We start from the raw sequence: 22,462 nt of genomic DNA on the forward strand, positions 1-22,462 counted from the left end.
AGCCCCTGCCATGCGACGTTGGGGTACGGAACGCATCGTTGGCCTGCATGATCCGCGGGTCAACGAGCACCATGTGGCGTCCTCCGGCCTACCGGCAGACAGCCGTCTGCGGTTGCTCAGTTTTAATATCCAGGTCGGTATCAGTACCGAACGTTATCGGCATTACCTGACCCGTGGCTGGCAGCACCTGTTGCCGCACAACGGGCGCGCCGACAACCTGCAAAGGATCGGCGATCTGCTGGGCGACTTCGATCTGGTCGCCCTGCAGGAAGCCGATGGCGGCAGCCTGCGCTCGGGCTACGTCAATCAGGTCGAGCACCTGGCCCAACTCGGCGCCTTCCCCTACTGGTACCAACAGCTCAATCGCAACCTTGGCCGCCTGGCCCAGCACAGCAATGGCGTGCTCAGCCGCCTGCGTCCCTGGGCGATCGAAGATCATCCGCTGCCCGGCCCCAAGGGCCGCGGTGCGATTCTTTTACGCTTCGGCGATGGTCCCGAGGCGTTGGTGGTGGTGATGATGCACCTGGCCCTGGGCGCCCGTACGCGTACCCGGCAACTGGCCTACATCCGCGAGATGATCGGCGGCTACAAGCATCAGGTGCTGATGGGCGACATGAATACCCATGCCAGCGATCTGCTGGAACATTCTCCGTTGCGCGACCTCGGCCTGCTGGCGCCGCAATTGGAAGCGACTTTCCCCAGCTGGCGCCCGCAACGCTGTCTTGATCATATTTTGCTCAGCCCCAGCCTGACGCTGGAGCGGGTCGAAGTCCTGGCCCAACCGATTTCCGATCACCTGCCGGTCGCGGTAGAGATTCGTCTGCCGGGTTCGCTCACGGCCGATGCATTGCCCGCGCTGAGTCCTGCCCCTCGCGGAACCCATGAATGAGCGACGACGCCCAGCGCTGGAAAGAGAAGTACCTCAAAAGTATCGAACAACAGGAAAAACTCGAGCGACGCTGGAATGCCCGCCTCGACCTGCTTCGCCGTGGCCTGGTGCGCAGCACGCTGGCGGCCGAAGGTACTGATCGCGCTGTCGACCAGTGCATGAAGGAAATGCGCGAGGTGGTGCGCACCGACGATATGGACGCGGCCCTGGTGGCCCTGTTGCCGCGCCTGGAAAAAGCCGTGCTGGACTCCGAGCAGCGTCGCGAGACCCGCATCGAGCAAATGAGCACGGCCCTGACCTCGCTGGTCAGCCAGTTGCAGAAGCTGCCGTTGCCTCGCGAGGTGAGCCGTCCGCTGAAAAACTTCGCCAAGCAACTGGATGGTCGCGTCGGGCAAGCCCGGGAAATTCCACTGTTGCTGGGTGAGCTGAGCGGCCTGCAAGGCAAGGCGCTGAGCCAGTTGGAGAGCCCCGCGGAGCCGCCCCGCCCAGGTTTGCTGCAGCGTCTGTTTGGTGGTCGTGACGCTGACGAAGCGCCTGTCCTGTCCGCGGCCGAAATGCCTGCGGTGGTGGCGAGCCCGGTTGCGGTACAGCCACTGGCAACGGCTGAAAGAGCTGCGGTTGAAACGCCCCCGCCTCGTGTCGAAGCCGCGTCCGCACGGCCGTCCGAAGCCCCTGTGCCTGCGCCTGTGGTCGAGGAGCTCGCTGCTGTCAGCCTGCCGCCCGAGCCACAACCGCAAGCACTGCCCGAGGTAACCACGGCTGCCCAGGTCGAGGCCTTTGTACCGCCGGTGCTGGAGTCGGAGAAACCCATCGCCGTCGAGCCGGCCCCGCCGCTGCTGGATTCACAGGAATCGCCGTCGCCAGCCGCGCCCGAACCCATTGAAGTGCCGCCGGCCGTGCAGCCTTCGACTGTCGAGGCTGCGGTTGCTCTTTCCAACCCGGACGAATTGATCGTTGCCGCACCCGCCGAGGCGGCCCCGGCGCCTGTGCTGCTCGATCGTTTGCCGTTGCCGGCGGCCATGGCCGAGGCGCTGGCGGCGATCGACCCGCAGCAGGCCGAGCAGGATGTGCTGTATGCCCTGCCCGACACGCCGGAGCCCTCCTACAGTTCGGTGGCCAAGCACATCGAACATACCCTGCTCGGCCTTCTGGATGACCTGAGCCTGCCAGAACGTCATCGGCCGCAAGCCGAGTCCATGCGCGATCGCTTGCAACATGGATTGAACTGGTACGAATTGCTGCCGATCCTCGACGATCTGGCAGTATTGATGCTGGCGATCACCGACAGCGGCCAGCATGAATTCGAGGCGTATCTCAAGCGACTCAACGAGCGCCTGGAATCCTTCCAGAGCAACCTGCAGGCCGCCAGCGAGGGCCATGCCGACAGCAGTTCGGCGGCGCGGGAGATGGACACGCAGATTCGCGAGCAGGTCGATGGCCTGCAAAGCAGCGTTCAGGAAGCGGCGGATCTGGACGATCTCAAGCAGGTCCTGGAAAGCCACCTGGAAGGCCTGCTTGGCACCATGGACCATCACCAGAAGCAGCGTGACGAACGCGAAAAGGAAGTGGCTGCGCGCCTGCAAAGCCTGGCCGAGCGGGTGTCGAGCATGGAGCAGGAAGCCCAGGGCTACCGCGAGCACCTGGAAGAACAGCGGCAGAAAGCGCTGATCGATCCCCTCACCGGCCTGCCCAATCGGGCGGCCTGGAGCGAGCGTCTGGAGCATGAAGTGGCGCAGTGGCAGCAGCATGGCAACACCTTGTTGCTGGCGATGCTCGACCTCGACCACTTCAAGCGCATCAACGACAACTACGGTCACCTGGCCGGCGACAAGGTGCTGAAGATCATCGCCGGCGTGCTGCGCAAGCGCCTGCGCGGCAACGATTTCATCGCCCGTTTCGGCGGTGAAGAGTTCGTCCTGCTGATACCCGATACCACCTGGCCGGTCGGGGCGCGCCTGGCGGAAACCCTGCGGGCGGCCATCGAAGCCTGTCCGTTTCACTTCAAGGGCGAGCGGGTGACCATCACCATGTCCATCGGCATGAGTGCCTTCAAGCCGGGAGAACGCAGCGATCTGGTGCTTAAGAGAGCCGATCAGGCGCTCTATCGGGCCAAGGAGGCGGGGCGCAACCGGGTGGAACTGGGCTGACGCATAATTTGTTCCATTTTGTATAAACCGGTGTTTTCGCCGGTTTTCCGCAAAGGCAGTACGTTACACTGTTGCATTATTTTCTCCAGCGTACTGCCTTCCGCCATGAAAGTTCTTGTCCTCGCTTTGTCCCTTCTGTTGCTGGCCGGTTGCGCCAGCGGCCCGCGTTTCGATACCAGCCACCCTTCGGTCAACTTCGATGAGCGGGTGCAATTCGTGGTGGTGCATTACACCTCGGCCTCGATGGAGCGCTCCCTGCAACTGCTGACCCATGGCCAGGTCAGCAGCCACTACCTGATTGGCGACGATAAGGCGGGGACCATCTACAAGCTGGTGGACGAGCAATACCGCGCCTGGCACGCCGGCGAGAGCCAGTGGCAAGGCCGTACCTGGCTGAACTCCAGTTCCATCGGGATCGAGATCGTCAACCCGGGCTTTCGCGACCTGCCCACCGGGCGTGTCTGGTATCCCTACAGCGAAGCGCAGGTCCAGAGCCTGATCGTGCTGCTCAAGGACATCAGCAAGCGCAACAACATCGCGCCACAGCACATTATCGGCCACAGTGATATCGCTCCCCTGCGCAAGCTCGACCCGGGTCCGCTGTTCCCCTGGAAGCGTCTGGCCGAGGCCGGGTTGGGCCGGTGGCCGAACGCCCAGGCGGTGGCGCGCCAGCAGGCGTTCTTTGCCGCGTCGCTGCCGAGCATCGCCTGGTTCCAGCAAGAGCTGGCTCGCCTGGGCTATGAGACACCGCAGACCGGCGAACTGGATGTGGCGACCCGTCACGTGCTGGCCGCGTTCCAGATGCATTACCGGCCGTCGCGTTTCGACGGCCAGCCGGATGCAGAAAGCGCTGCGATCCTGCAGGTGCTCAACCAGACAAAATAATGACGCCCGCCCGACGGTCAGGGTTTTTTCTCAATCAGTAGCTATAACTCATTGGTAACCCTCGGATATCCAATGATGCCGGCCGCTCGCGAACCCCTACGCAGTTGGTTCTATCGCCCCTGGCTGTTGGCGATGTGTGCGGCTGTGTTGAGTGCGGCCCTGCTGCTGGCGGCGAGCCTGGGCATTGCGATGCACGAGGCGCAACTGCGCGAAAGCGAGCAGATGAATGCCCAGGGCCAGCGTTTTCTCGAACGCTTGGAGCAACTGTTCGGTCAGTTGCGTGAAGGCCTGGACGTACTCGAGGCGCAGCCCCTGCGCGGATGCAGCCCCGAGATGGTCGTGGCCCTGCAGCAGATCAGCTTCAGTTATCGCTTCATTTATGAAGCGGCCTATATCGATGCAGCTCAGGCCTGCACCAACTGGCCGCTCCAGGACAACCTGGCCGTGATGCGGCCGCCGGATATCCGCGGCCCGACCTACAGCTACTGGCTGAACACTTCCGCCGAACCCAATGAAAACCGCGCGGCCCTGATGCTCGGGCGCGGCAACTTCCGCGTGGCGACGTCTCGCGGGCACCTGACCGATATGGTCGACCTGCCCGCCAACAGCAGCCTGATGGTGGTTCTCGACCATGGCTCGCGGGCCATCCCGGTGCTGGGGCCGGCGCTGGACTGGCCGCCGACCGAACCGTGGCCGCCCACGGGACGCAGCCCGTTGCTGGTGACCCAGGACCAGTTGATCTACCGGATGCCCACCAGCAATCCGGAGTATCAGATGGTGCTCGTCACCCCCCGCACCAACATGCAGCGAGAAATTTTCGAGGGGTGGTGGTGGCTGCTGCCCAGCAGCCTGGTGCTGGCGGTCTTTATTGGCGGCCTGGCCTTTCAACTGGCCGGGCAGCGCCAATCCCTGGGTGCCGAATTGCAGGGGGCGCTGCGCCGCGGCGAGCTGCAGGTGCTGTATCAACCCATCTTCGATCTGCGAACGCGCCAGTGTGTCGGCGCCGAGGCCCTGCTGCGCTGGCGTCGTCCGGACGGCACCCTGACCAGCCCGGACCTGTTCATTCCCATGGCGGAGAACACCGGGCAGATCCGCCCGATCACCGATTTTGTCCTGCAACGCCTGCTCGAACAGTTGGGGCATCTGTTGCGGGCCAACCCGCAGCTGTACATCTCGGTCAACCTGGCGGCCTGCGATGTCATGGTGCCGCGGATCGGCAAGGTGATGGCGCGCCTGTTGGCGCTGCATCGGGTGGCGGCGCGGCAGATCGCCTTCGAAGTCACCGAGCGCGGGCTGATCGATGTGGTGGTCGCCCGGCATAACCTGCAAGCCTTGCGGGACGTTGGCCATCAGGTGCTGATCGACGACTTCGGCACGGGTTATTGCAGCCTGGCGTACCTGCAGACCCTGCCGGTGGATTACCTGAAGATCGACAAGGCATTCATCGATGCCCTGGGGCATGACGCCGCCAGCAGCGGCGTCGCCCCGCACATCATTCGCATGGCCCATGCCCTACAGCTCAAGGTGATTGCCGAGGGCATCGAGTTCGAGGATCAGGCGTTGCTGTTGAGCAGCGAGGGTGTGCGTTTTGGCCAGGGCTGGCTGTTCGCCCATGCGCTGAGCGCGGTGCAGTTCATCGACCTGATTACCCGCGGGCGCCGCCTGGGGCCGCGGCGCCTGGATGACGGGGCCTAGTCCCTAGAGGGGCAAGGCCAGATAGAACTGGGTTCCCTGCCCGGGCCGTGAATAGACGCCCATGCGCCCGCCGTGCAGTTGCACGATTTCCTTGCACAGCGCCAGGCCCAGGCCGGCCCCGCCTTTCTTGCGCCCGACCTGGACGAAAGGTTCGAAAATCCGCCCCTGTTGCCCATAGGCGATGCCTTCGCCGTTGTCTTCGACGCTGATGATGACCCGCTCGCCATGCCGACGGGCCTGCAAGCGGATCAAGCCACCCTTGGCGGTATGCCGCAGGGCATTGTCGATCAGGTTGTCCAGCACCCGCTCCAGTTGCATGCGGTCGGCGTGCAGCCGCGGCAACGGCGCCTGGAGCTCCACCCGCAGCTCGATGCCCTGCGCCGTGGCGGTGCCGATGAAGCGGTTGCGCGCCTGCTCCAGCAGCTCTTCCAGGGTGCAAGGCGCCAGGGTGAGCTTCTGCAGGCCATTCTGATAACGCGAGAAGTTCAGCAGGTCGTTGATCAGTTGCATCAGGCGCTGCATTTCTTCGTTGACGGTGTTCAGCAGGTCGGCTTCGCGGGACTCCTCCGGGAAGCGCAGGCGTTCCTGCAACAGGCCGAACGCCATGTGCATGCCGGTGACCGGGGTGCGCAATTCATGGGAGGCACGCAATACGAACTCGCTGCGCACACGCTCGAAGGCTCGCTGCTCGGTGACGTCGTGCAGCACCATCACCGCGCCGAGGATATGCCCCTGGGGATGGCTGACCGGGGTCAGGCTGTACGTCAGCAGGCGCGATTCGCCATCGACCTCGACGCTGAGGTCTTCCGGCGCCCGTTCCAGGGTGCCGCCGCGCAATACCAGTTGCAGTTGCTCGTCCAGTTCCGGTCGCTGCAGGGCGCTGCCCAGCCCTTGTCCGAGGCGTTCCTCGTCCCAGCCCAGCTGGCGTTGGGCTACCGGGTTGAGGTGTTCCAGGTGACCCTGACGGTCGATCATCAGCAAACCGTCGTCGATGCTGTCGAGCACCGATTGCAGGCGCTGCTGGCCGGCGAGCAGTTCGTCGATATTGGTGGCCTGATGCTCGCGCAGGGCTTGGGCCATGATTCCGAAGCGCCGGGTCAGCAAGTTCATCTCGGCAGCCGCAGACAGAGGCAGGGTCACATCGAAGTTGCCCTGGCCGATATTGTCGGCGGCCTTGGCCAGCGCTTCGATGGGGCCGCCAAAGCGCCGGGCGATGCCGTGGGCGGTGATGAAGCCGATGATCAGCACGGCCAGCCCGACCAGGCCGAGCAGGCCGGCGATCAGCAAGGCGCGATTGCGGGCCTGGTGTTCGATGTCATTGATGTTGTCCAGGGCCTGCTTGTGCTCGCCGATCAAGCCATTGCGCAGGGTATTGAAGCGGTGGGTCAGTTCGGTATTGCCATTGACCCCTGCCGGGGTCCCGTCGGCGCGCTCGAAGGCTTCGAAGAAACGCTGGTAGTCGTCGCGTGCCTGGGTGAAGCCGTTACGCACATTGTTTTGCCGTTCATGCTCGATGCCCTGCTCGAGCAGGGCCAGGTATTCCTGCCTGGAGTCGTCCAGCGCCGTCCGGTCAGGGTTGTGGTTGAGCATGATGAGCAGTTGGTCGCCCAGGGTCTGTCGCAGCTTGAGCCCCAGGTCCAGGGTAATGAAGTTGTCGCGGATCAGCGCTTCCTGGGTCTTGGCCATCTGCATCACGCTGACCAGCCCGAGCAGCAGGCCGAGCAGCGCCACGGTGATCAGCGCCGAGATGCTCAGAAACAGTCTCGTGCGCAGTTTCATCGCTAACTTCATGAGGGGCGGCTCACAGGTTGTACTGTTTGCGTTTGCGGTACAGCGTCGAGGCGTCGATGCCGAGCGTCTTGGCGGCCTGGTCGAGGGTATCGCTGGTGGCCAGCACGGCGCCGATATGGGCTTTCTCCAGCTCGTCCAGGCTCAAGGCAGCGCCGATGCGCGGGGTGTTGTTGGTCGGTTGCTCGGCCATGCCCAGGTGGCTGATCTCCACCTTTTCCTGGGGACAGATGATGCTGGCGCGTTCCACCACGTTGCGCAGCTCGCGGATATTGCCCGGCCAGCGGTAGTTGAGCAGCGCTTCGCGGGCATCAATGCTGAAGCCACGGGCGGGGCGGGCGTATTCCTTGACGAAGCGCGCCAGGAAACGGTCGGCCAGGGTCAGGATGTCTTCGCTGCGTTCGCGCAGCGGCGGCAGGTGCAGGGTGATCACGTTCAGGCGGTACAGCAGGTCTTCACGGAAGCGTCCGTCGCGCACCATGTCCTCGAGGTTGAGGTTGGTCGCGGCGAGGATGCGCACGTCGGCGCGGCGGGTCACCGGGTCGCCGACCCGCTCGTATTCCTTGTCCTGGATGAACCGCAGCAACTTGGGTTGCAGGGTCAGCGGGAAGTCGCCGATCTCGTCGAGGAACAGCGTGCCGCCGTCAGCCTGGTTGACCCGGCCAAGGGTGCTTTCGCTGGCGCCGGTAAAGGCCCCGCGGCTGTGACCGAACAGCTCGCTCTCCATCAGTTCGGCGTTCAGCGACGGGCAGTTGATGGTGACGCAGGATTTCCTGGCGCGCTTGCTCCAGCCATGAATGGCCCGGGCCAGCTCGCCCTTGCCGGTGCCGGACTCGCCGAGGATCAGGATGTTGGCGTCGGTGCCGGCGACCTGGCGGGCGGTTTCCAGCACCACTTTCATTGCCGGACTGTGCGAATCCAGGCCGTCCTTGGGTTTGCGCACTTCGCCTTCGAGGGCCTCCAGGCGCGCCGAGAGCTGGCGGACTTCCAGCTGCTTGGCGGTCGCCAGGCGCAGTTGATCGGGGCTGCAGGGCTTGACCAGATAGTCGGCGGCGCCGGCCTGGATGGCGTCCACCGCGGTATCGACGGCCGAATGGGCGGTGACGATGACCACCCGCATCCAGGGGGCCTGGATGCGCATCTGGGCCAGTACGTCCAGGCCGTTGTCCTCGCCTAGGCGCAGGTCGAGGAAACACAGGTCGAACACCTGGCGTTGCAGCAAGGTATCGGCCTGAGCGGCGCTATTGGCCGTGGCGACGGTGTAGCCCTCGTCTTCCAGGCAGTAACGGAAGGTACGAAGGATCGCGGACTCATCATCTACCAGAAGAATGCGGCCTTGATTTTCCGGTGCTGATTCCATGTCCGAGGCTCCTGAAGTGAGTGATCTTATTTAGTCCCGGAAAAATCGGGCAAGTTGCATGGTTAATTCTGATCGATTTCACTGCGTGCAGATTAGTTATCTCCTGGCTCTATTGCTAATCGGTTGAAAACAATAGGTTTTTTATTGATTTTAGGTCTTGCCCGCAGGCCTTTCCCGATTTCGCCACTGTACTCCATGCATTTTCAGCTGCGCTTTTTTCCTCAAGTACCGGGCTGATCGTGCAATTCGCACGGTATCCAGGGCGGCATCGTGCAGGATGGCGTATGGCAAACCTCCCAATATGATTACAAGTCATTGTTTTTATTGAGTTTGTTTTAATCGTGAAAGCTGGCATGCAGGCTGCAACAACCTGATCAGGCTCGGTTGAACAAGCCGCAGGCACAGCAACAAGCGTTGAGAACAATGACCCCCATGGGAGGAGCTTCCGGATGAAACGCCAACGTCTCGCCCCATTGTCTGTTTCGTCCCTGCATCTGCAGCAGGGATTGTTCGCCAGCCTGGCATTGCTGGTGACCTTGATTGGCGGTCAGCAGTTTTCACGTTGGGAGCATAGTCAGCAGCAAGAAGCTGTGAGGTTGCCGGTTTCTCACCCCACTCACACCCACTTCAGTGCAGTCAGCACTCGGTTTGCCGATTCCGCCCCGATGCTTCTGATGGACGTCGACCAGGCTCAGCCTGCCACCGACACGGCTTATCAGGAGCGCTGGGTGTTCTAGGCAGGACAGTCGGTGCGCAACGGCGGGCCGGCTAGGCAGTACCTCTAAATAGAAGCGTAAGGAGAATGACCATGTTGAGCTGGGCAATCACATTCCTGATCATTGCCATCATCGCCGCGGTACTGGGCTTTGGTGGTATCGCGGGCACCGCCACGGGTATCGCCAAGATTCTCTTTGTCGTTTTCCTGGTGATGTTCATCGTTTCCTTCTTCTTTGGCCGTCGTGGTCGAGGTTGAGCATGAGCGTTTCTTTGAAAACATTGGCCGCCGCCCTGTTGCTGGGCGGCGCGGCCACGGCGATGGCGGCCAACGACGGTCAGACCCGGGTCAACGAGTTGTTGAACAGTGACCCGCAATACCGTGAAACCTGGCAGGAAGTCGTCGAAAAGGAAGAGCGCCTGCCGGAATGGGTGATGAACCTGTCCGGTGACGCGCAGCAGATGAATGCGGTGGAAGAAGACGGCGACAAGTACCTGGTCGGTCCGCTGTGCGAAACCCGCGATACCTGTCGCAACCAGCGCCTGATCGTGGCGTTCAGTTTCGACAAGAAGGACGCCTACGCCATGTTGGTCGAAGTGCCGGCGGGCTTGCCCGCGGACAAGTCGCCGACCCGCCATGCCGAATACCGCTTTCTCGGCAAGCCGGACGCTGGCATGCAGGGCTTGCTCAAGGAACAGCTGAAAAAGGACCCGAACTGGTACTGAGTTGACTGTTCGAAGGTTCGACCATGGAAAGCAAGCGCCATCCGAGCCTTGCTTTCTGTTGCGCCGCCCCGAGGAGGGGCCGCGCATGACCAGGGGGCCGGGACGTTCTGATCGCAACCGGATCGGAGTGACCTAGGGGTACAGGGAGTGCCTCCGCGAGGGCCGGGTCAGGAAAAACTGCGGCGCAAGTTCGCCAGCCGCTCAGGCTTGACGACTTGCGTCGTGTTTGAATGCCACAAACCTTTGTGGCAGAGCGGTGGCCTGCTTTTTCAGGCAGGGGTTCGCGACAAATATTCCGAGTTGCCTGGTCTAACCGTTTCACGGTGTTTCCTTGCGACCGTACATCGAGAAACTTTTGGCTTTTTCCAGATGAGATTTCTGGTTCTAACGTAAGAACTTTCCCTTCTTTCGAGGGTCATTCCGAGCCCGCCTAAAAGCGCTGAATGCCGCCTGAAATGGCCGTTTCACGGTAGATGGTCGGGCCGAAATGTCGCATTCGAACCGGTTGGGACGCCCGTTTCGTTTAGAAAAACTCATGCCGATTCGGCATAGGGTAGGCGTTTACGGCATTAGACGCGCCCCCCTTGCGTCGGAATAGTTGCGCCTTTTTTCGCCTGCAGAGAGCCGTAAATGCTCGCTCGGGGTGACCTTATACGGGGGCCGATGCACAGACTTTTCCGCCATTGAGCGTTCCAGTTCGCGCATCAGCCCGAGTCCAACTGAAGTAAGGGTAATGATATGAAGAAGGCAAAACTAAGCCTCGCCTGGCAGATCCTCATCGGTCTGGTGCTGGGGATTGCAATTGGTGCGCTGCTCAACCATTTCAGTGCCGAAAAAGCCTGGTGGATCAGCAACGTCCTGCAACCTGCGGGCGATATCTTTATCCGCTTGATCAAGATGATCGTGATCCCGATCGTGATCTCCTCGCTGATCGTCGGTATCGCCGGCGTGGGCGACGCGAAGAAGCTCGGGCGTATCGGCCTGAAGACCATCATCTACTTCGAAATCGTCACCACCATCGCGATCCTGGTCGGCCTGGTGCTGGCCAACGTGTTCCACCCGGGCGCCGGCATCGACATGAGCACCCTGGGTACCGTGGATATTTCCAAGTACCAGGCGACCGCCGCCGAGGTACAGCATGAACACGCGTTCATCGAAACCATCCTCAACCTGATCCCATCGAACATCTTCGCGGCCATGGCCCGCGGCGAGATGCTGCCGATCATCTTTTTCTCGGTGCTGTTCGGCCTCGGTCTGTCGAGCCTGCAGGCCGACCTGCGCGAGCCGCTGGTGAAGATGTTCCAGGGCGTCTCGGAAAGCATGTTCAAAGTCACCCACATGATCATGAACTACGCCCCGATCGGCGTATTTGCCCTGATCGCGGTGACCGTGGCCAACTTCGGTTTCGCCTCCCTGCTGCCGCTGGCCAAGCTGGTGATCCTGGTTTATGTGGCCATCGCCTTCTTCGCCTTCGTGGTCCTGGGCCTGATCGCTCGCCTGTTCGGCTTCTCGGTGATCAAGCTGATGCGCATCTTCAAGGATGAGCTGGTGCTGGCCTACTCCACCGCCAGTTCGGAAACCGTGCTGCCGCGAGTGATCGAGAAGATGGAAGCCTACGGTGCACCGAAAGCCATCTGCAGCTTCGTGGTACCGACCGGTTACTCGTTCAACCTCGACGGTTCGACCCTGTACCAGAGCATCGCGGCGATTTTCATTGCCCAGCTGTACGGCATCGACCTGTCGATCAGCCAGCAACTGCTGCTGGTCCTGACCCTGATGGTCACCTCCAAAGGCATCGCCGGCGTACCGGGCGTGTCCTTCGTGGTGCTGCTGGCGACCCTGGGCAGCGTGGGCATTCCGCTGGAAGGCCTGGCCTTCATCGCCGGTGTCGACCGCATCATGGACATGGCCCGTACCGCGCTGAACGTGATCGGCAACGCCCTGGCGGTCCTGGTCATCGCGCGTTGGGAAGGCATGTACGACGACGCCAAGGGCCAGCGCTACTGGAATTCCCTGCCGCACTGGCGCAGCAAGGAGCCGCTGCCGGCCGGTGAAGTCACCAAAGGCTGACAGCTGTAGCCGTCATCATCGACAAACCCCGGTCAAGCCGGGGTTTGTCGTTTCTGTCTGCACCGCTATCATTCGCCGCATCTTCTGGGGGAATAACTGATGCTCAATGGCCTGTGGCTTGGCTTCTTCATCGTGGCGGCCGTTTCAGCGCTGGCGCAGTGGCTGGTCGGCGGTAACGCCGGGATCTTCGCGGCGATGGTGGAAAGCATCTTCGCCATGGCCAAGCTGTCGGTGGAAGTGATGGTGCTGCTGTTCGGCACCCTGACCTTGTGGCTGGGCTTTTTGCGGATCGCCGAAAAGGCCGGGATCGTCGACTGGCTGGCCAAGGCCCTGGGCCCGCTGTTCACCCGCCTGATGCCGGAAGTGCCGCCCGGCCACCCGGCCATCGGCCTGATCACCCTGAACTTCGCGGCCAATGGCCTGGGGCTGGACAACGCCGCCACGCCGATCGGCCTCAAGGCCATGCGCGCCTTGCAAGACCTCAACCCCAACGCGACCACGGCGAGCAACGCGCAGATCCTGTTCCTGGTGCTGAACGCCTCGTCCCTGACCCTGCTGCCAGTGACCATCTTCATGTACCGCGCCCAGCAAGGCGCCGCCGACCCGACCCTGGTGTTCCTGCCGATCCTGCTGGCCACCAGCGCCTCGACCCTGGTCGGCCTGCTGTCGGTCGCGGTGATGCAGCGCTTGCGCCTGTGGGACCCAGTGGTGCTGACCTACCTGATTCCCGGCGCCCTGGCCCTGGGTGGCTTCATGGCCTTGCTCGCCACGCTGTCGGCCACCGCGCTGGCGTCGCTGTCGTCGATCCTGGGCAACCTGACCCTGTTCGGCCTGATCATGTTGTTCCTGGTGATTGGCGCGCTGCGCAAGGTCAAGGTCTACGAGGCCTTCGTCGAGGGCGCCAAGGAAGGTTTCGACGTCGCCAAGAACCTGCTGCCGTATCTGGTGGCCATGCTCTGCGCGGTGGGCGTGCTGCGCGCCTCCGGCGCCCTGGACTTCGGCCTGGACGGCATCCGGTATCTGGTGGAATGGGCTGGCTGGGACACACGCTTCGTCGATGCCCTGCCGACGGCCCTGGTCAAGCCCTTCTCCGGCAGCGCCGCGCGGGCCATGTTGATCGAAACCATGCAGACCCAGGGCGTGGACAGTTTCCCGGCGTTGGCCGCGGCGACGATCCAGGGCAGTACCGAGACCACTTTCTATGTGCTGGCGGTGTACTTCGGCTCGGTCGGTATCCAGCGGGCGCGCCATGCCGTCGGCTGCGCCCTGCTGGCCGAGCTGGCCGGCGTGGTGGCGGCGATTGCGGTGTGCTACTGGTTCTTCGGTTAAGGCTCGGAACGACTCGCGGATAAGCCTCGCGCCTACCAGGACCATCCTGTAGGCGCGAGGCTTGCCCGCGATGAGGCCATCAACGCCTGACCAGCTGGCTGCCCTGCTTCACCGTCCACTCCACCACCTGCCGGTTCAAGGCGTCCCCGGCCTGGCCAAACCCGGCGACCACCGCCGGCACCTTGGTATCGTTCAGCGGCTGGCGCACTTCGAAGCGCTGGCTGGCCAGGATCTTCTGGTCGTAGCCGCGCACCAGGCGCGCATCCAGGCGGATCACCACCGCCACCGCCTTGCCCTGGTATTCGCTCTGGAATGCCTGCAGGTTGCCGCCCAGTTCGAGATCGGTCTGCACATCGCTGTCGTCGGTGCCCAGCAACTGCACCCGGCCATCGGCGAGGAACCCATCCAGCAGCCTATTGCGCAGCAGCACCGGCGCCGGATCGCTCCAGCGCGCGTCCTTGTAGCTGCTGATCACATCGCCTTGGGGGATCACAGCGATTCTCGCGCTGTTCAAGGCGTCGCTCGCCAGGGGTTTGGTCAGGCGCAGGGACCAGGGCTGCGCGTGGCCCTGAGGCCGGGCTGTGGCGCTCTGGGCCGTGGGCAGGCGATAGATATCCACCGGGTCGGCCTGGGGCAGGATCGAGCAGGCGCCGCTCAAGGCGAATCCGGCGGCCAGGGCCAGCCGGCCGAATGGGCGATAGGCACGCTTCATGGCGTGAACTCCTTGTTCTTGTCACTGCCCAGCAGGTAGCCGCTGGGGTTGGCTTCCAGGCGACGCGAAATGGCCCGCAGCGAGCTCAGGGTATCGCGCAGCTCGCGCACGGCCGGCGCCAGGCCATTGAGGCCCTGGATGCCGTTGTTCAGCGAGTCCTGGTTGTCGGTCAGCAGTTTGTTGATGGTGGCGCTGCTCTGTTCCAGCGATTGCATGGCCAGCTCGGCGCTGCCGAACATCTGCTTGCCCTGCTCGTTGAGCAGGCCGTTGGCGTTGCGCATCAGCGCGGTGGTCTGTTCCAGGGTGGCGCTGGCCTGCTTGCCGATGGACGCCAGTTGCTGCATGGCCAGGCGCACGTCGCCGCGCTGTTCGGCGATGGCTCCGGTGGTCTGCTCCAGATGTTCGAGGGTGTTGCCGATGCGCTCGACGTTCTCTGGCGAGAACATGCTGTTGGCGTTGTGCAGCAGCAGGTTGACGCTGGTCATCAGGTCTTCGCTGTTGTTCAGCAGGCGGGCGATCGGCGATGGCGAAGCGACGATCACCGGCAGTTTGCCGTCCTTGCCCAGAAGCGGTTGGCTTTGTGGAGTACCGCCACTGAGCTGGATGATCGAGGTCCCGGTGATGCCGGTCAGGGTCAGCTTGGCCTGGGTGTCTTCCTTGATCGGGGTTTCGCCGCTCAGGCGGATCCGCGCCAGGACCCGGCGCGGGTCGTTCGGGTCCAGGCGCAGGCTGACCACATCGCCGACCTTGATCCCGCTGTACTGCACGGCGCTGCCTTTGGACAGGCCGCTGACGGCCTCGTTGAAGATGATCTCGTAGTCCTTGAACTCCGTGTCGACGCTGGACTTGGCCAGCCACAGGCCGAACAGCAGGGCGCCGACCACCACAATCACGGTGAACAGGCCGATCAGGACATGATGGGCTCGGGTTTCCATGTCATACCTCGTTGAGCTGTGTAGCGGCCTGATACGCCGCGCGGCCGCGAGGGCCATGGAAGTATTCGTGAATCCAGGCGTCGTCGGTCTCGGCGACCTGGTCGATGGCATCCGCCACCAGCACCTTTTTCTGTGCCAGCACCGCCACCCGGTCGGTGATGGTGTACAGCGTGTCCAGGTCATGGGTGACCAGGAACACGCTCAGGCCCAGGGCGTCACGCAGGGTCAGGATCAATTGGTCGAAAGCCGCGGCACCGATCGGGTCGAGGCCGGCGGTGGGTTCGTCGAGAAACAGGATGTCCGGGTCCAGGGCCAGCGCCCGGGCCAGGGCGGCGCGCTTGATCATGCCGCCGGACAGCGAGGCCGGGTATTTGTCGGCCGCCGACAGCGGTAGCCCGGCCAGCGCCAGTTTCACCGCCGCCAGGTGCTCGGCGTCGGCGCGGCTCAGGCCGGCATGCTCGATCAGCGGCAGGGCGACGTTTTCGGTCACGGTCAGCGACGAAAACAGCGCGCCCTTCTGGAACAGCACGCCGAAGCGCCGTTCGATCAGCGAGCGCTCATGTTCCGCCAGGCTCGGCAGGTTCTGGCCGAAGACCCGCACCGAACCTGCGCTGGGCTGGCGCAGGCCGATGATGCTGCGCAGCAGCACCGACTTGCCGCTGCCTGAACCGCCGACCACCGCGAGGATCTCGCCCTTGTAGAGGTCCAGGTCGAGGTTTTCGTGCACGCTCTGCGGGCCGAAGCGATTGCACAGGCCACGGACTTCGATCACCGCCTCGGCGGGCGGACGGGTTGAACGGTTCACCAGCCCATCTCCATGAAGAACAGCGCGGCGACGGCATCGAGGACGATCACCACGAAGATCGATTGCACCACGCTGGAGGTGGTGTGGGCGCCTACGGATTCGGCGCTGCCGCTGACCTTGAAGCCTTCCAGGCAGCCGATGGCGGCGATCAGGAAGGCGAAGATCGGCGCCTTGACCATGCCCACCAGGAAGTGCTGCACGCCGATGTCCGATTGCAGCAAGGCGAGGAACATCGCCGGCGAGATATCCAGCGACAGCGCACAGACCACCCCGCCGCCGACAATCCCCGAGAGCATCGCCAGGAAGGTCAGCATCGGCAGCGCCACCAGCAGCGCCAGGACCCGGGGCAGCACCAGCAGCTCCATCGGGTCCAGACCCAGGGTGCGGATGGCGTCGATTTCCTCGTTGGCCTTCATCGAGCCGATCTGCGCGGTGAAGGCGCTCGCGGTCCGGCCGGCCATGAGGATCGCAGTGAGCAGCACGCCGAACTCACGCAGGAAGGAGAACGCCACCAGGTCCACGGTAAAGATGCTGGCGCCGAAACTCTGCAGCACCGTGGCGCCGAGGAAGGCCACCACGGCGCCCACCAGAAAGGTCAGCAAGGCGACGATGGGCGCGGCGTCGAGGCCGGTCTGCTCGATATGCGCGACCATCGGCGTGATGCGCCAGCGCTTGGGGCGCAGCAGGCCGCGGGCCAGGGTTTCGAGGATCAGGCCGACGAAACCCAGCAGTTTCAGGCTGTCCTGCCAGATGGCGTCGACCGCCTTGCCGATCCGGGTCAGCAACTGGATGCCGACCGATATTTCCGGCTCCTTGAGTGGTACGCAGAAGTCGGTCAGCGAGCAGTAGACGGTCTGCAGCAGCGCGCGGTCGGCCGAAGACAGGGTGCAGTCGGGGTGTTCGGTAGACTGGCCGAGACGCTCGGAGCCCAGCAGCTCGACCAACAGCGAGGCGCCCGCGGTATCCAGGGCGCCGAGGCCGTTGAGGTCGATGTGGGTGCTGGCGTCGTACTGTCCGGTGAGCTTTTCGCAGAGGTGCTTGAGCTCGGTGTAATGGACGAGCGTCCAGTCCCCCGCGACTCGCAACCGCGAGGGGGAACTCGACGTATCCAGTTGGGCACTGCCGGCCGTCGTGCTCTGAGTCATAAGCTCCGTGCTTGCATGGTTTTTACGCAGTGCTACGTAATACCACGATCGAGACGACTTTGCCTTGTACTAAGGTGCTGAGTCTTGCCCGTTGGTGCCGGTGATCTTGAAGCGCAGCACGCCGATCACCTGCCCGTCTTCGGTCAGCACCCGGACCTGCCAGCTGCCGGTCGGATCGCCGGGGAAGTTCTGCTTGTGCGACCAGGCGCGGTAGCCCTCCTTGCGCCCGCCGTGGATGTCCAGGGCCACCCGGTCGACCTCTTTACCGTTGAATTGCCAGACGTGATAAATGCGCTCGTCCAGCCCGCGCGGCGCATTGATCGCGGTGTAGGCATACAGCCCGGCGCTGCGCACGTCGTTGGCGCTGACCTCCTTGAGGCTGGCGCCGGGGGTGCGGTCCTGCAACTGGGTGCTGATGGCTTCCTCGGCGATCCACAAGGTCGCCGGCGGAACCCAGGAGCGCAGCAGCCAGCCAGTGCCGCCGATGGCCAGGGTCATGCCCAGCAGCATCAGCGCGCCGCGCAGGTTGCGGATCGGGAAGATCGACGCAAGGCTGGGGAACGACAGCAGCATGGCGATGCCCAGGGCCAGCTTGAAGCTCTGCGCGGTGGTCAGGTGCAGGATGATCGGCAGCGCGGTCAGCAATGCGGCGAACAGCGTCAGGGTATGCAGGGCGAGGAACAGCCAGCGGCGTGGGGCCAGCCATTTGTAGTACAGCGGGTCGATGATCGAGACCAGCGCCGAGGCGCCCAGCAGGCCGGTGAATACCAGCTGCCCGCTGTTCCAGGCGGTGGTGATGAAGAAGAACGGCAGGACGAAAAACAGGCTTTCCTGGTGAATCATCTGCGTTGCGTAACGCAGCAGCGGCTGGGGGATTTCCCGCTTGAAGATCTTGGTGAACAGCTGGGTCAGGCTGTTTTCCAGCATCAGCCAGATCCAGCTCACCAGCATGATCACGGCGATCCAGGTGGCCAGGCCCTGTTGGCGGTCCACCAGGATGAAACTGCCGACACCGGAAATGAAACCGCCGAGCGCAATGACCCCTGGGTAGCGCTTCATCAGTTCCAGGATGCGCTGCATGTAATGAGTCAGGTTTGGCATTCGGCGATCACACTAGAAAAAATCCCCGACAGAATAACGGTTTAGCATGACAAAAGACGCATCAGACACGGATTCGTTTGCGATAAGCCCGCCAGCCGAACAGAGCAAAAACAATCAATAGCAGTGCGCCGATCAGCCCGCTCAGGGCTGTATAGCTCAGCAGCGGTTTTTCGATCCGCAGGTAGCCGGGCTGTTCCAGCAGTTGGCGCATGGCCTGGTTGGCCTGCTTCAGGCTGACGGCTTGCAGGCGCTTGGCCGGGTCGCTGAAACGCCCGTCCGCGTAGTCGCTCAAGGCGCTCCAGTAGTAGTCCGCCAGGGCGCTATTGCCCTGTACCGCCCAGGCCTGGCGAACAATGGCGGCCTGTTGCAGACGGGCGAAGGTGGTCGGCTCCAGGCCGTCCTTGAGCAGCTGCGCCTTGAGCTCGTCGATCGCTTGCCGGGCCTCGGGGACGTCCGCGCGCTCCAGGTCGGCATTCAGGCTGAGAAAGCCGACGCCGCCGAACACCTCGCGTTCGCTGTTCGGCCCGTAGGACAGCTCATGCTGCAGGCGCAGCTTCTGGTACAGCGCCCAGTCCAGGTAATCCTTGAGCAGATCGAAGGTTTCATCGTGCTGCCGGTCGAGGATCGGCTCGGGGAACAGCCAGTGCAGTTTGGCGCTGTCGCCGACCCAGCCGTGGATCAGACTGCGCTCGGCGGCGGCCGTTTGTTGAATGTCCGGCAGGCCCTGGTGCTCGCTGGGCTCCACCGGTTCCAGCGCCCCGTAGCTGCGTTCCAGGTAGGCCGGCAGCAGGCGGTCAAGGTCGCCGACGACGATCAGGGTCATATTGTTCGGCGCGTACCAGTTCTTGCGCAGCTGCTCCAGCTGTTCCAGGGTCAGTTGATCGACCTCGGCCCGTTCGGCGCACTTCAGGCCCAGCTCCACCGCCAACTGATTACTGGCGGTGTGGCCCAGGTCCTGGCGGTCCAGCCAGCGTTGCAGGTGCGAGTAATGCCCGCCGTCCTCGCGCTCGACCACCCGTTTCGCCGTTTGCAATGCGTTGTCGTCGAGCTCGGTACGGGTCAAGAGGGCCAGCAGCAGGTCCAGCACCTTGCGCTGGTTTTTCGCCGGAGCCTCGATGACGAACGTGGTATCGGCATTGCTGGTGTAGGCGTTCCACTCGCCGCCCAGGGCTTGCATGCGTTCCTCCAGCCCGCCCTCACCGCTGGCGTCGATGCCGCTGAACAGCAGGTGTTCGAGCACATGCGGCAGTTCCTTGTCGGCGCAGCCGAAATCGTCCAGCCCTACCCCGACCACCAGGCGAATCGCCACGTGGCCGCGCACGTTGCCCGGCTTGAGCAGCAACTGCAGGCCGTTGGGCAGCATGTAGCCTTCGACCTGGAAGCGATCCAGGGCAAACGAATGGGCTGATCCGAGCAGCAGACAGGCGAATAACAGGCAACGCATAACGGGCTTCCTTACGACGGGCGTAAGTTCAACAGACTTCGAGTAACTCTGGACGTTCAGGGTGAATGGGTGATGTCAGCCATATCGTCCACGGCGAGCGCGCCGGTTTCGGAGGAACCCAGCACCACGTAGGCGCTGCCGCAGAACAGCGAATTCAAGCGCTTCATATCGGCGATCAGCTCCAGGTGCAGCGAGCTGGTCTCGATGCTCTGGACGATTTTACGTTGCAGGCGGCTGACATGGGCATGGGCCAGGCGACGTTCCTGAGCGCGAAAGCGGCGTTTTTCCCGCAGCAGCTGCCGGGCGCTTTCCGGATCGGCGCTGAGAAACACCGAAAGCCCCAGGCGCAGGTTGGCGATCAGCTGTTCATGCAGGCCGGCCAGTTCTTCCAGGCCGACTTCGGAAAAGGAGCGACGCTGCGCGGTCTTCTGCTGCTGGACCTTGCGCAGCATGCGTTCGATCAGGTCGCTGGCCAGTTTCAGGTTGATCGCCAGTTCGATGATCTCGGCCCAGCGCCGGCTGTCCTGTTCGCCCAGGTCTTCCCGGGGCATTTGCGCCAGGTAGAGTTTGATCGCGTTATAGAGCACTTCGACATCGTCGTTGAGGTTGCGCATTTCCTGGGTGATCGCGGTCTGCTTGCCGTGCAGCACATCGCGCACGGCTTCGAGCATGGTTTCGACCAGGTCGCCGATGCGCAGGGTTTCCCGCGCCGCGTTGGCCAGGGCCAGGCTGGGGGTGGCCAGGGCGGTCGGGTCGAGGTGGCGAGGCTTGGCCCGGCCATTGGTTTCCGGGCGTTCCGGCAGCAACCAGGTGCAGACCTTGGCCATCGGCCCGACCGTCGGTAGCAGTACCAGGCAACGCAGGGTGTTGTAGAGCAAGTGGAAACCGATCACCACTTCTTGCGGGCTGAAATCCAGGCTGTCCATCCAGTGGGCGAGCGGGTCGAGCACCGGAATGATCAGCACCAGGCCGATCAGCTTGTACAGCAGGCTGCCCAGCGCCACCTGGCGGCCGGCGGCGTTCTGCATGTTGGTGCTGAGAAAGGCCAGCACCCCGCTGCCGATGTTGGCGCCGATCACCAGGCCGATGGCCACCGGCAGGCTGATCACGCCGGCCCCGGCCAGGGTCGCGGTGAGCAGCACGGCGGCCAGGCTGGAGTATGAAATCATGGCGAACAACGCGCCCATCAAGGCGTCGAGCAGGATGTCGCCGGTCAGCGAGGCGAACAGGACTTTCACGCCCTGGGCATGGGTGATGGGCGCGGCGGCCTCGACGATCAGTTGCAGGGCCAGGATGATCAGCCCCAGGCCGATTCCTACCCGCCCGAGCTGGCCGGCGCGGGTCTGTTTGCGCGAGAGGAAGAAGATCACCCCGAGAAAGATCAGCAGCGGCGACAGCCAGGACAGGTCGAAGGTCAGCACCCGGGCCATCAGCGCGGTGCCGACGTCGGCGCCGAGCATGGTCGCCAGGGCGGGTGTCAGGGCCATCAGCCCCTGGCCGACGAACGAGGTGACCAGCATCGCCGTGGCGTTGCTGCTCTGGACCATGGCGGTGACCAGGATCCCGGCGATGAAAGCCAGTGGGCGCTTGGCCATGTTCTGGCCGATGAGGTGGCGCAGGTTCGAGCCATAGACCCGCAGGATGCCGGTGCGGACGATATGCGTGCCCCAGATCAGCAAGGCCACGGCGGACAGCAAATTGAGCAGGGTGAGCATAACGGCCCCCTGTGGTGAATAGCGCCCCAGAGGGGCAAGTTAACGGTGCCGCGCGTTGTTCTACGTTCTGTACTTAAGCTGTAGTTGGCTAACGGTCTGTGCGCCAGCATCGCATAGCTGATGCGGCGATTGAAACAAAACTGTCATGAAGAAAGCGGTTTTTCGCAGGCGTGAAAAAGGGGCTCGAAAGCCCCTTTTCCTGCTGCGCTCTCGGGTTATTGACCCGGGATGTCCTTGCGCAGTTTCACCGGGTCCTGCTGCTTTTTCTTTTTCGCGATGGCGGTGCGCATCTTGATGTTGATCGCCTCCACCGCCAGCGAGAAGGCCATGGCGAAGTAGACGTAGCCTTTTGGCACGTGCACTTCGAACGCCTCGGCGATCAGTACGGTACCGACCACCAGCAGGAACGATAGCGCCAGCATTTTCAGCGACGGGTGCTTGTCGATGAACTCGCTGATGGTGCCCGAAGCCAGCATCATCACCAGCACCGCGACGATGATCGCCGCGACCATGACCGGTACATGGGAGACCATGCCGACGGCAGTGATCACCGAGTCCAGGGAGAACACGATGTCGATGATCGCGATCTGGATGATGGTGTAGAGGAAGTTGCCGCCCTTGCCGCTTGGCTCTTCCGCGGTTTCGTCCTCGCCTTCCAGGGAGTGGTACATCTCCTGGGAGCTTTTCCAGAGCAGGAACAGGCCACCGAAGAACAGGATCAGGTCGCGCCCGGAAATACCCTGGCCGAAGACCACGAACAGGTCGGCGGTCAGGCGCATGACCCAGGTGATCGACAGCAACAGGAGGATCCGCGTGATCATGGCCAGCGCCAGACCGAAGATCCGGGTCCGTGCCTGCATGTGCTTGGGCATGCGGCTGACCAGGATCGAGATCATGATGATGTTATCGATACCCAGGACGATTTCCAGGGCGGTCAGGGTAAAGAAGGCAACCCAGATTTCCGGGTTGGTCAGCCATTCCATGTGTATTCCTTTGAGCGAG

19 protein-coding genes are annotated in these 22,462 nt (G+C 63.1%); 9 read left to right on the top strand and 10 right to left on the bottom strand.

Going from position 1 to position 22,462, the window contains the following annotated elements:
• Nucleotides 1-10 precede the first annotated feature (10 nt).
• The 4 genes from BM019_RS26675 (at nt 11) to BM019_RS26690 (ending at nt 5,616) form a co-directional block, all read left to right on the top strand.
• Nucleotides 11-889, top strand: a complete 879-nt coding sequence (locus tag BM019_RS26675) for an endonuclease/exonuclease/phosphatase family protein (protein WP_009041531.1) — start codon at nt 11-13, stop codon at nt 887-889.
• The gene (locus tag BM019_RS26680) at nt 886-3,036 is read left to right on the top strand and encodes a diguanylate cyclase (RefSeq protein WP_092421591.1); all 2,151 of its coding nucleotides are present in this window, start codon (nt 886-888) and stop codon (nt 3,034-3,036) included. Before BM019_RS26675 ends, BM019_RS26680 begins: the two co-directional genes overlap by 4 nt.
• A 105-nt stretch (nt 3,037-3,141) precedes the next feature.
• Nucleotides 3,142-3,921 (top strand): N-acetylmuramoyl-L-alanine amidase, encoded by a 780-nt coding sequence (locus tag BM019_RS26685; protein ID WP_092421594.1) that lies wholly within the window; start codon nt 3,142-3,144, stop codon nt 3,919-3,921.
• Nucleotides 3,922-3,993: 72 nt separating this feature from the next.
• Entirely contained in the window at nt 3,994-5,616 is a 1,623-nt protein-coding gene (locus BM019_RS26690) for an EAL domain-containing protein (RefSeq protein ID WP_114761151.1), read from the top strand.
• Nucleotides 5,617-5,619: 3 nt separating this feature from the next.
• On the opposite strand, the gene BM019_RS26695 is transcribed toward BM019_RS26690, so the two are convergent.
• Together BM019_RS26695 and algB are read right to left on the bottom strand one after the other, a co-directional pair.
• Nucleotides 5,620-7,407: a KinB sensor domain-containing domain gene (locus tag BM019_RS26695; RefSeq protein ID WP_092421597.1), complete on the bottom strand. Its 1,788-nt coding sequence runs from the start codon at nt 7,405-7,407 to the stop codon at nt 5,620-5,622.
• Between the two features lie 10 nt (nt 7,408-7,417).
• The gene (gene algB, locus BM019_RS26700) at nt 7,418-8,764 is read right to left on the bottom strand and encodes a sigma-54-dependent response regulator transcription factor AlgB (RefSeq protein ID WP_092421600.1); all 1,347 of its coding nucleotides are present in this window, start codon (nt 8,762-8,764) and stop codon (nt 7,418-7,420) included.
• 449 nt (nt 8,765-9,213) lie between these two features.
• Between algB and BM019_RS26705 the strand changes: the two genes are divergently transcribed.
• The 5 genes from BM019_RS26705 to BM019_RS26725 all read left to right on the top strand — a co-directional run bounded on the left by BM019_RS26705 (nt 9,214) and on the right by BM019_RS26725 (nt 13,603).
• On the top strand, nt 9,214-9,501 hold the full coding sequence (locus tag BM019_RS26705) for a hypothetical protein (RefSeq protein WP_092421603.1): 288 nt from the start codon (nt 9,214-9,216) through the stop codon (nt 9,499-9,501).
• A gap of 71 nt (nt 9,502-9,572) precedes the next feature.
• The gene (locus tag BM019_RS26710; protein ID WP_009041538.1) at nt 9,573-9,737 is read left to right on the top strand and encodes a DUF1328 domain-containing protein; all 165 of its coding nucleotides are present in this window, start codon (nt 9,573-9,575) and stop codon (nt 9,735-9,737) included.
• Between the two features lie 2 nt (nt 9,738-9,739).
• Nucleotides 9,740-10,204: an inhibitor of vertebrate lysozyme family protein gene (locus tag BM019_RS26715; protein WP_007924277.1), complete on the top strand. Its 465-nt coding sequence runs from the start codon at nt 9,740-9,742 to the stop codon at nt 10,202-10,204.
• 738 nt (nt 10,205-10,942) lie between these two features.
• Nucleotides 10,943-12,274 (top strand): glutamate/aspartate:proton symporter GltP, encoded by a 1,332-nt coding sequence (gene gltP / locus BM019_RS26720; RefSeq protein ID WP_007924276.1) that lies wholly within the window; start codon nt 10,943-10,945, stop codon nt 12,272-12,274.
• A 99-nt stretch (nt 12,275-12,373) separates the two neighbouring features.
• Entirely contained in the window at nt 12,374-13,603 is a 1,230-nt protein-coding gene (locus BM019_RS26725) for a nucleoside recognition domain-containing protein (protein ID WP_092421607.1), read from the top strand.
• 79 nt (nt 13,604-13,682) lie between these two features.
• Here the strand turns inward: BM019_RS26725 and BM019_RS26730 are convergent, their stop codons facing one another.
• The 8 genes from BM019_RS26730 to BM019_RS26765 form a co-directional block, all read right to left on the bottom strand.
• Nucleotides 13,683-14,315 carry an ABC-type transport auxiliary lipoprotein family protein gene (locus BM019_RS26730; RefSeq protein ID WP_062824096.1) on the bottom strand — a complete coding sequence of 211 codons (633 nt, stop codon included), beginning with the start codon at nt 14,313-14,315 and terminating at the stop codon, nt 13,683-13,685.
• Complete coding sequence (locus BM019_RS26735) at nt 14,312-15,250, bottom strand: MlaD family protein (protein WP_092421610.1); 939 nt, start codon at nt 15,248-15,250, stop codon at nt 14,312-14,314. The genes BM019_RS26730 and BM019_RS26735 overlap by 4 nt, the downstream gene beginning before the upstream one ends.
• Before the next feature lies 1 nt (nt 15,251).
• A complete protein-coding gene (locus BM019_RS26740) occupies nt 15,252-16,055 on the bottom strand; it encodes an ABC transporter ATP-binding protein (RefSeq protein ID WP_009041542.1) in 804 nt (267 codons plus the stop codon).
• Nucleotides 16,052-17,200, bottom strand: a complete 1,149-nt coding sequence (locus BM019_RS26745) for an ABC transporter permease (protein ID WP_053263263.1) — start codon at nt 17,198-17,200, stop codon at nt 16,052-16,054. The genes BM019_RS26740 and BM019_RS26745 overlap by 4 nt, the downstream gene beginning before the upstream one ends.
• 69 nt (nt 17,201-17,269) lie before the next feature.
• Nucleotides 17,270-18,301, bottom strand: a complete 1,032-nt coding sequence (locus BM019_RS26750; protein ID WP_007924268.1) for a DUF5924 family protein — start codon at nt 18,299-18,301, stop codon at nt 17,270-17,272.
• A gap of 61 nt (nt 18,302-18,362) precedes the next feature.
• Nucleotides 18,363-19,745 (bottom strand): M16 family metallopeptidase, encoded by a 1,383-nt coding sequence (locus tag BM019_RS26755; protein ID WP_092421613.1) that lies wholly within the window; start codon nt 19,743-19,745, stop codon nt 18,363-18,365.
• Nucleotides 19,746-19,801: 56 nt separating this feature from the next.
• The gene (locus tag BM019_RS26760) at nt 19,802-21,460 is read right to left on the bottom strand and encodes a Na/Pi cotransporter family protein (protein ID WP_009041545.1); all 1,659 of its coding nucleotides are present in this window, start codon (nt 21,458-21,460) and stop codon (nt 19,802-19,804) included.
• A gap of 215 nt (nt 21,461-21,675) precedes the next feature.
• Nucleotides 21,676-22,443: a TerC family protein gene (locus BM019_RS26765; protein ID WP_009041546.1), complete on the bottom strand. Its 768-nt coding sequence runs from the start codon at nt 22,441-22,443 to the stop codon at nt 21,676-21,678.
• Nucleotides 22,444-22,462: the final 19 nt, after the last annotated feature.

Source organism: Pseudomonas sp. NFPP07 (genome assembly GCF_900115645.1).
In the GTDB taxonomy this organism is placed as follows: Bacteria; Pseudomonadota; Gammaproteobacteria; order Pseudomonadales; family Pseudomonadaceae; genus Aquipseudomonas; species Aquipseudomonas chlororaphis.

What these genes read in the sequence shown, in the direction of transcription:
- BM019_RS26675 (WP_009041531.1), top strand. Translation starts at nt 11, where the DNA reads ATGCGACGTTGGGGTACGGAACGCATCGTTGGCCTGCATGATCCGCGG.
- BM019_RS26680 (WP_092421591.1), top strand. Translation starts at nt 886, where the DNA reads ATGAGCGACGACGCCCAGCGCTGGAAAGAGAAGTACCTCAAAAGTATC.
- BM019_RS26685 (WP_092421594.1), top strand. Translation starts at nt 3,142, where the DNA reads ATGAAAGTTCTTGTCCTCGCTTTGTCCCTTCTGTTGCTGGCCGGTTGC.
- BM019_RS26690 (WP_114761151.1), top strand. Translation starts at nt 3,994, where the DNA reads ATGATGCCGGCCGCTCGCGAACCCCTACGCAGTTGGTTCTATCGCCCC.
- BM019_RS26695 (WP_092421597.1), bottom strand. Translation starts at nt 7,407, where the DNA reads ATGAAGTTAGCGATGAAACTGCGCACGAGACTGTTTCTGAGCATCTCG.
- algB (WP_092421600.1), bottom strand. Translation starts at nt 8,764, where the DNA reads ATGGAATCAGCACCGGAAAATCAAGGCCGCATTCTTCTGGTAGATGAT.
- BM019_RS26705 (WP_092421603.1), top strand. Translation starts at nt 9,214, where the DNA reads ATGAAACGCCAACGTCTCGCCCCATTGTCTGTTTCGTCCCTGCATCTG.
- BM019_RS26710 (WP_009041538.1), top strand. Translation starts at nt 9,573, where the DNA reads ATGTTGAGCTGGGCAATCACATTCCTGATCATTGCCATCATCGCCGCG.
- BM019_RS26715 (WP_007924277.1), top strand. Translation starts at nt 9,740, where the DNA reads ATGAGCGTTTCTTTGAAAACATTGGCCGCCGCCCTGTTGCTGGGCGGC.
- gltP (WP_007924276.1), top strand. Translation starts at nt 10,943, where the DNA reads ATGAAGAAGGCAAAACTAAGCCTCGCCTGGCAGATCCTCATCGGTCTG.
- BM019_RS26725 (WP_092421607.1), top strand. Translation starts at nt 12,374, where the DNA reads ATGCTCAATGGCCTGTGGCTTGGCTTCTTCATCGTGGCGGCCGTTTCA.
- BM019_RS26730 (WP_062824096.1), bottom strand. Translation starts at nt 14,315, where the DNA reads ATGAAGCGTGCCTATCGCCCATTCGGCCGGCTGGCCCTGGCCGCCGGA.
- BM019_RS26735 (WP_092421610.1), bottom strand. Translation starts at nt 15,250, where the DNA reads ATGGAAACCCGAGCCCATCATGTCCTGATCGGCCTGTTCACCGTGATT.
- BM019_RS26745 (WP_053263263.1), bottom strand. Translation starts at nt 17,200, where the DNA reads ATGACTCAGAGCACGACGGCCGGCAGTGCCCAACTGGATACGTCGAGT.
- BM019_RS26750 (WP_007924268.1), bottom strand. Translation starts at nt 18,301, where the DNA reads ATGCCAAACCTGACTCATTACATGCAGCGCATCCTGGAACTGATGAAG.
- BM019_RS26755 (WP_092421613.1), bottom strand. Translation starts at nt 19,745, where the DNA reads ATGCGTTGCCTGTTATTCGCCTGTCTGCTGCTCGGATCAGCCCATTCG.
- BM019_RS26760 (WP_009041545.1), bottom strand. Translation starts at nt 21,460, where the DNA reads ATGCTCACCCTGCTCAATTTGCTGTCCGCCGTGGCCTTGCTGATCTGG.
- BM019_RS26765 (WP_009041546.1), bottom strand. Translation starts at nt 22,443, where the DNA reads ATGGAATGGCTGACCAACCCGGAAATCTGGGTTGCCTTCTTTACCCTG.